The organism is Microbacterium sp. (genome assembly GCF_036277215.1).
GTDB lineage: Bacteria > Actinomycetota > Actinomycetes > Actinomycetales > Microbacteriaceae > Microbacterium.
Map to the genome: position 1 here is coordinate 1 of NZ_DASUNI010000293.1, position 6,194 is coordinate 6,194.

A 6,194-nucleotide genomic window follows, 5' to 3' on the forward strand; every position below is an offset into this window, starting at 1 on the left:
GCGCAAGCTGGACCTGAGCGAGGTCATGGTGGCCGTGATCGACGAGGCCGACCACATGTGCGAGCTCGGATTCCTCGAGCCGGTGCAGCGCATCCTCCGCGAGACCGCCGACGGCTCGCAGAAGCTCCTGTTCTCGGCGACCCTCGACCGTGAGGTCTCGTCGCTGGTCGACGAATTCCTGGTGGAGCCGGCCGTGCACGAGGTCGCCGGTGAAGACCAGGCCTCCAGCACGATCGAGCACCGCGTGCTCGTGATCGAGCACCGCGACAAGGCTGAGATCCTCGATCAGCTCGTCGACCGCGACGGCAAGACGCTGGTCTTCGCCCGTACTCGGGCGTACGCCGAGATGCTCGCCGAGCAGTTCGCCGACGTCGGCATCCCCGCCGTCTCGCTGCACGGAGACCTCAATCAGGCCCGCCGGACGCGCAACCTCGAGCGGCTGACCTCAGGCCGCGTCAACGTTCTGGTCGCCACGGATGTCGCCGCCCGCGGCATCCATGTGGACGACATCGACCTGGTGATCCAGGCCGACGCACCCGACGAGTACAAGACGTACCTGCACCGCTCCGGCCGCACCGGCCGCGCCGGCAAGACGGGTCGCGTCGTGACGCTCATCACCCGCCAGCGTCAGCGTCGCATGAACGAGATGCTCGAGCGCGCCGAGATCGAGGCACCGTTCGAGAACGTGCGTCCCGGCGACGACACCATCGACGAGCTGACGGGCCGGGTTCCGACCGCGGAGGCCCTGACCTCCTAGCCCACGGCTCGAACGAACGCCGGCACGCACTCCGCACGGGGCGCGCGCCGGCGTTCGTCGTCGCCGGGTCCGGCGACAACTCCTGAGCCGGTCCGCGAAGGATGGCGTCGGCCGTCTCAGAAACCGGCGTCCTCCGGTGGAGCGAACTGGCTCAGCACCAGCCGGGCACCCTGCGGGTCGAGGATGACGGCTTCCTTCGTCCACTCGGTGTCGGCACGCGACACCACGGTCGCACCGAGGCGTTCGGCTTGGGTGACGCTGGCGTTCCGGTTCGCGACGGTGAACCGGATGTCCCAGGTCGCAGTCGGCGCGCCGGCGTCTGGGGTCAGTCCGGCGACGACATCGGCGAAGCCGGGGGGAGCGGACGCCTGACGCTCGTGGATCTCGGGATCGATCGTCGCGGCGAGGTGGTCGCCGTAGCCGGGCAGGCGGAGCATCCCGGCACCCAGCTCGTGGTCGTGGCGCCATCCGAAGACCTTGCCGTAGAAGGCGAGGGATGCCGCGGCATCCGGCGTGCGCAGATCGCTGAAGTTCCAGGCGCCGGGTACATTCGCGATCTGCGATCCGGTGTGCGTGCCGGCCTGCCAGAGGCGGAACACCGCTCCCTGCGGATCGGCGCACGTCGCGCTGAGACCGGATGCCCCGCCGGCGGGAGGGACGCCGACGATTCCGCCCGCGCGCTCGACGTCGACGCACGCGCGCCCGATATCGTCGGTGGCGATGTAGCTCACCCAGCCCGCCCCCGAATCGCCCGCTTCAAGACCAGCCGCATCGAGGCCGTCGAGCGTGGCGAACAGGTACGGAGGATCGTCTCCCGGCGCGTCGGCGTCCGCGGCATCGGTGAAGTCCCAATCGAAGAGCGCACCGTAGAACTCAGTGCCGGCGCGCAGATCCGGCTGCTCGACGTCGACCCAGCAGGGGACTCCGGGCGGGTAGGTGCGCTTGGCCTCGTCGGTCATGGGTACTCCTTCAGCCCAGGGTTTCGAGCAGTTCGGCAGCACGGTCCGCCCCACCGAGCGAGCGCAGCTGCGCGCCGACGCGGGCCGCTGCATCCCGATAGGACGCGTCCGTCAGCACGCGGTCGACGCCGGCTGCGATCGCAGACGACGTCGGAGTGCCTGTCTTCAGGTTGACCCCCGCACCTGCCCACGCCACCCGGCTCGCGACCTCGGGCTTGTCGAGGTCGCCGCCCGCGATGACGAGCGGAACGTCTTCCGCCAGCGCGGCGAGCGTGCCACCCCATCCCCCGTTGGTCACGACAGCGTCGACTCGCGGGAGCACCTCGGCATGCGGCAGGAAGCCCGCGATGCGGGCGTTGGCGGGCACGCGGAAGGGCAGCTCGTCGCGACCCGGGACTCCGGTGGCGACGACGACCGTCATGTCCCGCTCGGCGAGAGCCTCGAGCGAAGGACGGATCAGGTCATCGGGGTTGATGTTGTACGTACCCTGCGTGACGTGCACGATCGCGCCGCCGAGTTCGCTCCACCACGCCGGAAGCACGGCCGGCGCGGCTGAGGTCTGCAGTCGACCGACGAAGTGAACCGACGACGGGCGATCGGTGCGACCGTAGTCCAGGAGCGGGCAGCCGCTGGCGATCACCAGTCGCGGCGAGAAGACGACTCTGTCGAAAGTGAGCTTCGAGGGTGGCAATCCGACGCTCTGCCGCGCGCGAGCGAGCGGCCGCGACAGCGAGCGGCTCAAGATCGGGACGGCTGCTCGGAGGGCGGCATCCCGAGCCCTCGTCAGAGCATTGCGGCCCGGGGCCAGGCCCATCCCGCTCGGTGGTCCTTGCGGCCCGATGATGTTGAGGGGGACGACGGCGACGGTCGCCCACGGGCACGCGGTCCGCTCCGCGAAGAGCGCCGTACCGACCGACACCTCATCGCCGGCGATCGCATCCCACGGTTCGCGCTTCCATTCGGCCGTCAGATCCTCGACCTGAGCGGGCGAAGTCTTGATGAACACGTCCTGGACGTTGACCAGCAGCTGACGCATACCCTTCTTGTCGAGCAGGCGCGGGAAGGTCGCCGAGATGTCGTTCTCATCGAAGTCGGGGGCCGCACGCCAGGGAACGAGCCTGGCGCCGGTCGACTCGACTCGCTCTCGGAACGCGGAGCCGGTGTAGACGCGCACGTCGTGCCCGCGCGCGACCAGAGCCTCGGCGACGGCGCTCAGGGGGGAAACGTGTCCGGTGAACGGCATCGCCGTCAGCATGAAACGCGTCATCCAGGCCTCCTGCAGACATTGTGGCGGGAACTCGGTTCCTGTCACAGAGGAGAACGGTCGCACCGTGGCGCGCTGGTCCCGATCAGGATGCCCGATCAGACCGCTCGATGCGATCGACCATCAGCGGATCCGCGCCGAGGGAGAGCAGTCGAGACCGGACCGCTGCCGCGGCGCGGTGATACGGCTCGCTGCTCGAGTACCGCAGCGACCGTGTATTGGCTGCCTCGAGGAAAGACACGAGCTCGAAGGTCAGCTGTCGCGCGTCGCCGAGCTCCGGAAGTTCGCCGGCATCCATCGCGCGTTCGATCGATGCGGTCAGATAGTCCTCCCACTCCGTCGTCGCGGCGACGACGGCGTCGCGAACGGCTCCCGGTCGTGCGTCGAACTCCACCGAGGTGGCCGCGAAGAAGCATCCGCCACGGAAGACGCGGTCGTCGGAATAGGCCAGCCAGTACGAGATGAGGGCGCAGACGCGAGCGAGACCCCGCTGCGCGTGAGCACGCGCCGGGGCGATCACCCGATCGACGAAGACCTCTCGCGCCGCACCGATCGTGGCGAGCTGGAGCTGCTCCTTGGAGCCGAAAAGCGTGGCGACGCCGCTCTTGCTGTGGCCCGACGCTTCCGCGAGTCGCCCCATCGTGAGCCCCTCGAGGCCGTCGACCGAGGCGGTGTCTATCGCCTGCGCCAGCACCACGCGGCGGGATTCGTCGCCTCGGACTCGCCGGCCGTCGAGTTGCACTTGCGCCATGACTCGATCTTACCGTACGATCGTTCGTATTAATACGTACGATCGTACGCATACCGCCGAAGCCGGAGCCGCTCATGTCCGCCACTCACGTCATCGCCGCCGCCACCATACGCGCTGCCGGGAGGATCTCGCCCCGCTGGGGTGCGGCCCTTGCGCTGCCCCTCTTCGGAAGCGTCGCGGCGCCGCACCCGATCGATCCGGCTGACATGAACACGATGTGGCGCGCGGAGCGCTCGACCGTGCGCATCCCCGGCGTCGACGGGCGCGGAAGGGATCTCATCGCGTACGACTGGGGTCCCGCGGACGGCGACGTCGTCGTACTCGCCCACGGCTGGAACGGTCGCGCCAGTCAGTTTTCGCCCCTCATCCGCGAACTCGTGAGCGAGGGATACCGGGTCGCCGCGTTCGACGCCCCCGCACACGGTGACTCGGCGGGCCGCGGCACGTATCTCCTGGACTGGGTCGCGGCCCTCAGCGGGCTGCAGCAGCGCCGCGGGCGATTCACCGCCGTCATCGGTCACTCTTTCGGCGGACTGGCGACGCTCGTCGCGGCCGCGCAGGGCATCGCGGTGGATGGCGTGGTCACGGTCGCGGCCCCCGCCGACGCCGACCTCCTCCTCACCCAGTTCCAGGGCCAGGTGGGCATCGACGACCGGACAGCGGTCGAGCTGCGCAGGCGATTCGCGCGCCGCTACTTTCCGGGCGCCGACGATCCGTTCGCGAGTCTCTCGCCGGTGCGGCATCCTCTCCCGCAGAACACGCACCTCCTCGTCGTGCACGACGAGAGCGACCGGGTGGTGCCGTTCGCCGAGGCGGCGCGAATCGCCGGTGCCAACGAGCACGCGCACACCCTTGTGACGCGCGGTCTCGGTCATAGCCGCATTCTCCGGGCGGACCCGTTCCTGGACGCGGTTCTGGGCTTCCTCGCGACGCCGATGCCGACGACCGAAGCATCGCTCGTCGACGAAGCGCCGGCACGGCGGGGCCGGGTCGGCGCGCTCGCCCTCGCGGGCTGAGCCGCGCGGAACTCAGAACAGCCGGGTGGCTTCCTCCACCGCTCGCCCTCGCGACGTCGTGACGAACGCCGGGCGCCGAGCCGCCAGTCCTGGCATCGTCGATCCGCGCGGCTCGTCGTCCTCGGCCCTGCCGTCGAGCCCATGCACCCGCAGCAGCGGGCGCACGCGTTTGGACAGCCACGTGCGGTAGGGCTTGGGAGCGGTGGCCGACACGCCCGGGTAGAGGCCGAGGTACGACGAGACCAGTTCGGGATGCTCCCGCCGCAGCCACTCCATGAACCACTGCTTGGCGCCCGGCCTCAGGTGCAGCGCGCCGAACACGACCCGCACCGCCCCGGCGGCACGGATGCGCGACAGCGCATCATCCAGGGCCGGAATCGAGTCGGTGAGGTGCGGCAGAATCGGCATCAGGAACACGGTGACGCGGAACCCGGCTTCGGTCGCCGCGCGGACCGTCTCGAGGCGCGCTGCCGCCGATGGCGTTCCCGGTTCGATGAGCTTCTGCAACGCGTCATCGAACACGGCAATCGACATGGCGACCGACACCCGGACGGATGCCGCGGCCTCCTGCAGCAGTGGCAGGTCGCGGCGCAGCAGCGTGCCCTTCGTGAGGATCGAGAAGGGCGTGCCGGACGCGGTGAGCGCCGAGACGATTCCGGGCATCAGCCGGTACCTCCCCTCGGCGCGCTGGTACGGATCGGTGTTCGTGCCGAGCATGACGGGATCCCGCGCCCAAGTGCCGCGGCGCAGCTCCTTCTCGAGCACGTCGACCACGTTGATCTTGACGATGATCTGCGAGTCGAAGTCGCGACCCGAGTCGAGCTCGAGGTATTCGTGCGTTCCGCGGGCGAAGCAGTACGCACACGCATGAGTGCACCCCCGGTACGGGTTGATCGTCCAGTCGAACGGCATCGCGGACGCGCCCGGGACGTGGTTGAGGGCGCTCTTGCACATCACCTCGTGGAACGTCACGTCGGCGAAGTCCGGTGTCGTCACCGAGCGCACGAGGCCGTTCAGCCGCTCGAGACCCGGCAGAGCCGCGGCGTCCGCGACGCCCAGTTCCTGCCCTTGCCACCTCATGGATCCATGGGAACAGAAATACGAATGTCTGTCAAGCGATGACCGTACAGAGTATCGATTTCGATCGGGCCAGCGCGCACGTGCTCGACCGGGGCATCGGCGCAGGCAAGAATGGGAGTGTGACGGCCCCCGAACCTCACGCTTCCCTCCCGTCCCGCCGTGCCGCAAGGTTGCAGCGTGAACGGGATGCCGAGCGTGCCCTCACGGGCCAGACCGCACCTGCGCCGGCCGGCCGAGGAGCGGAACCTCCCGCACCGCGTCTGCGGAGCGACCGGGTCGCCGAGACGGCGTTGCCCCGGACGCAGCCTCTGCCGGTGATCGAGGCGACGCCCACCCAGCGCGAGCCCATCGCAGCGGAGGCCCTCCC

Annotated in this window: 6 protein-coding genes; 2 read left to right on the forward strand and 4 right to left on the reverse strand. The window is 69.6% G+C overall.

Annotated features, from left to right (window positions below):
- Window positions 1-757 (forward strand): DEAD/DEAH box helicase (locus VFX99_RS14310; RefSeq protein ID WP_329666965.1); only part of this gene is annotated, 757 nt, incomplete at its 5' end.
- A gap of 116 nt (window positions 758-873) precedes the next feature.
- Here the strand turns inward: VFX99_RS14310 and VFX99_RS14315 are convergent.
- The 3 genes from VFX99_RS14315 to VFX99_RS14325 all read right to left on the reverse strand — a co-directional run bounded on the left by VFX99_RS14315 (window position 874) and on the right by VFX99_RS14325 (window position 3,731).
- Window positions 874-1,716 carry a VOC family protein gene (locus tag VFX99_RS14315; RefSeq protein WP_329666966.1) on the reverse strand — a complete coding sequence of 281 codons (843 nt, stop codon included), beginning with the start codon at window positions 1,714-1,716 and terminating at the stop codon, window positions 874-876.
- A 10-nt stretch (window positions 1,717-1,726) separates the two neighbouring features.
- Complete coding sequence (locus VFX99_RS14320) at window positions 1,727-2,983, reverse strand: glycosyltransferase (RefSeq protein ID WP_329666967.1); 1,257 nt, start codon at window positions 2,981-2,983, stop codon at window positions 1,727-1,729.
- An 82-nt stretch (window positions 2,984-3,065) separates the two neighbouring features.
- Complete coding sequence (locus VFX99_RS14325) at window positions 3,066-3,731, reverse strand: TetR/AcrR family transcriptional regulator (RefSeq protein ID WP_329666968.1); 666 nt, start codon at window positions 3,729-3,731, stop codon at window positions 3,066-3,068.
- Between the two features lie 74 nt (window positions 3,732-3,805).
- On the opposite strand from VFX99_RS14325, the gene VFX99_RS14330 reads away from it, so the two are divergent.
- Window positions 3,806-4,747, forward strand: coding sequence for an alpha/beta hydrolase (locus VFX99_RS14330; protein ID WP_329666969.1), 942 nt, complete (start codon window positions 3,806-3,808; stop codon window positions 4,745-4,747).
- A 12-nt stretch (window positions 4,748-4,759) separates the two neighbouring features.
- Here VFX99_RS14330 and VFX99_RS14335 read toward each other — a convergent pair whose 3' ends face one another.
- Entirely contained in the window at window positions 4,760-5,827 is a 1,068-nt protein-coding gene (locus tag VFX99_RS14335) for an Rv2578c family radical SAM protein (RefSeq protein ID WP_329666970.1), read from the reverse strand.
- Window positions 5,828-6,194 lie beyond the last annotated feature (367 nt).